Annotated in this window: 4 protein-coding genes; 2 read left to right on the top strand and 2 right to left on the bottom strand. The window is 36.5% G+C overall.

What is annotated here, in order from left to right; translation table 11 throughout:
• Window positions 1–195: 195 nt before the first annotated feature.
• Both HC728_RS19370 and HC728_RS19365 read right to left on the bottom strand, forming a co-directional pair.
• Window positions 196–702: a GNAT family N-acetyltransferase gene (locus tag HC728_RS19370; protein ID WP_190395954.1), complete on the bottom strand. Its 507-nt coding sequence runs from the start codon at window positions 700–702 to the stop codon at window positions 196–198.
• Window positions 699–971: a DUF1778 domain-containing protein gene (locus HC728_RS19365; protein WP_133415953.1), complete on the bottom strand. Its 273-nt coding sequence runs from the start codon at window positions 969–971 to the stop codon at window positions 699–701. The genes HC728_RS19370 and HC728_RS19365 overlap by 4 nt, the downstream gene beginning before the upstream one ends.
• A gap of 234 nt (window positions 972–1,205) precedes the next feature.
• Between HC728_RS19365 and HC728_RS19360 the strand changes: the two genes are divergently transcribed.
• Together HC728_RS19360 and HC728_RS19355 are read left to right on the top strand one after the other, a co-directional pair.
• Window positions 1,206–1,766, top strand: a complete 561-nt coding sequence (locus HC728_RS19360; RefSeq protein ID WP_190395953.1) for a hypothetical protein — start codon at window positions 1,206–1,208, stop codon at window positions 1,764–1,766.
• Window positions 1,767–1,914: 148 nt separating this feature from the next.
• A complete protein-coding gene (locus tag HC728_RS19355) occupies window positions 1,915–2,460 on the top strand; it encodes a hypothetical protein (protein ID WP_190395952.1) in 546 nt (181 codons plus the stop codon).
• The last annotated feature ends 213 nt before the right edge of the window (window positions 2,461–2,673 follow it).

Here is a 2,673-nt window from a genome sequence, read left to right as displayed (position 1 = left end):
GCTTAGAAAATCTTGGCAGGGCAGTTCTTTACCAAGCTGGCCAAGCCGAAAGTAAGCACGCACAACAATCGCATCAACACGATTTATTACATTCGGCGTTCTGGGTTTGCCTTTAGTTTTGTGATTATGGTAGTAAAATTTAGGTTGGTTTGCATAGTAATAAACGTGTTATGCCAGCGTTAACTGCTTCTCGGTTTAAATTAATTCACCGATACTAGCTCTAATGTCTGCAATTGTAATAAACAGTTTATTATCAGCGTCTTTGAATGCGGTAAAACCGTATTTTTCATAGAAATACTCAGCGCCATCTTTTGCATCAACAATGACGACAGGGAAGGCGACGGTTTCACTTGCCATTAATAGCTTTCTAAGTGCATCAATCAAAAGCCACTCACCGAAACCTTGACCTTTGTATCTATGGTCAACGGCTAAGCGGGCAATTAAACCACCAGAAGTTACAGTGTGATGTTTCTTCTGTAATTTAAGAGGTAAATCCTGAATATCAATGGGTGTCATTGTTAATGTGTAATAACCAATAATGTGCTCAGGACATTGCTTGTCCTCAAGAACAAAAGTGCGAGCATTGTCTTTCTTAGCTTGTTGGCTTGCCATAACTTTTAAGTAATTATTGAGTGCGGTAATACCACAATCAAAGCGATTTCGGTCATGTTTAGCTTTTTCTAATTGGACAGTATTCATTATTGAGTTTTATCCATATAACGTGAAGCAGCTTTTTGTAACTTGCTATTTTGTTTAGCTGGTTGATCTAACGCAGTCATTAACGTCATAGCATCTTGCTGACTTAGTTGTAGGGCACGTTCACGTTCCATAATAGTTTTTGCTTTTTCTACAGCTGCACTAAGCACAAATGAGTTAATGCTAGACATACCAGCAATAGCCGCAGCTTGAGAGAGTAGTTCTTGTGTATCAATATCTACACGTGCTGTAATACGAGGTAATGCAGTCGCCATAATAATCTCCATTCAGTGTCAAAGTGGCACAAGTGAATTGTAGTTTAAATATTATACGCTGACAAGTATTGTGTCATTTTGGCACGCAGATAACAAATGCATCAACACGATTTACTACACTCGGCAATCTCAGTTTGCCAGGTGTTTCTCGTTTTAAGGCGTCAATATTAAGTATAATCGTATAGTAGTAAACGTGTTATGCAGGCGTTAGGCATCAAATTAATGGAGTGCAATATGAGTGAATGGGATTTTTTACATGATATGCGTAATGAAGGATATAGTGCAGACCAAATAGCAGATGCTGCAGCTTGTGGGTATAACGTATATGAAATCGACCTTGAAGATTACGGTTATTCGAATAATGAATGGGAAGTAATTGGTCATACTTGTCTAAATGTGGACTCTACTGAAGTTAACTCTGAGTTAGTAGAAATTTTTGAGAATTTAGTTGGTAGTGCAAAATCATTCTACAAATTAACAAATCGTTATTTGCAAATTTGGGGAGAGTTAGGGGAGTTATTTGCTGAAATCGAATATGGTATAACGCGATATAAACCACATACTAAGGGTTCAGATGGTAGACTTGGTAATGATTTTATTGAAATAAAAACAATCTCTCCTGAAAAAAATAAAGAACAGGTAAAAGTTAAACGTGCAGGAAATTTTAATAAACTTTTAATTGTAAAGATATCCGAAGATTTCACTTTTGAATCCCAATTAATTGCTCGAAAAGATTTACCTAAAGGTGAAGGAAAGCATGCGACGGCATCATGGTCAAATAATGATAGTCATTAGAAATTAAATGCCTAACAAATGCATCAACACGATTTGCTACATTCGGCATTATAGGTTTCTTTGGCTTTACCGCGTTAAGTGGTAAATTTAGGCTTAATCTACATGGTAGCAAACGTGTTATGCAGGCGTTAAACGTCTAGGAGGTTAAATGAAAGAAGTAGTTGTTGAAAATGTAATGAAAGAAATTCGCCGTTCTGGTGATGAATTAGTTGAACGTATCCGATTAGTTCATGGGAAATATTGGGCTACTCGTGCAGATCTCGTTAAAACAATATTAGGTTTAACTTCGGCAATTATGGTTGGTACGATATCTTTTTCTGGCTCATTATCTGGGGCTGGAAAGGAGATTTTAACGTGCCCTTGGATCTTATATATCTCTTGGTTTGTGTTTTTGATCTCAATTGGTGCTGGCACAGTTTCGTTATGGCATTTGTATAAACTCGAATCACTTCATGCTGTCTTTTTTAATAAAACTGATGGGATAGAAGAAAAAGTTTTAGCCATTGGTACCAAAGGAACTGAAAAGGAACTTGAAACTGAAATTCTTAAAATTGTAGGGAATGCGATTAAAGAAGGTATTTCTCCTGCAACCCCTTCGGATAAGATTTCACATTATTCTTTATTTATTCAATTGTGTTGTTTTTTGATTGGGTTGCTGTCATTTATGATCTTTGGTGTTGTACAAAACGTTTAACAAATGCATCAACACGATTTGCTACATTCGGCGTCCTAGGTTTCTTTAGGTTTACCGAGTTAAGTGGTAAATTTAAGCTCAATCTGCATGGTAGCAAACGTGTTATGCAGGCGTTATGAGAATTAAGGGATAATTTAAGATATGGATATCAAAATAGATGATTTGAATGGCGGCGAAGTTGTTCAGTTATTAAAAGAACACCTGGAAGATATG

Origin of the sequence: Aliivibrio sp. S10_S31 (assembly GCF_014694495.1) — a bacterium.
Classification (GTDB): Bacteria; Pseudomonadota; Gammaproteobacteria; order Enterobacterales; family Vibrionaceae; genus Aliivibrio; species Aliivibrio fischeri.
The sequence above is the reverse complement of the archived record's forward strand: the minus strand, read 5'-3'. Positions and strand labels throughout refer to the sequence as shown.

Coding starts and splice junctions, on each gene's coding strand:
- HC728_RS19365 (WP_133415953.1), bottom strand. CDS start 971: ATGGCGACTGCATTACCTCGTATTACAGCACGTGTAGATATTGATACA.
- HC728_RS19360 (WP_190395953.1), top strand. CDS start 1,206: ATGAGTGAATGGGATTTTTTACATGATATGCGTAATGAAGGATATAGT.
- HC728_RS19355 (WP_190395952.1), top strand. CDS start 1,915: ATGAAAGAAGTAGTTGTTGAAAATGTAATGAAAGAAATTCGCCGTTCT.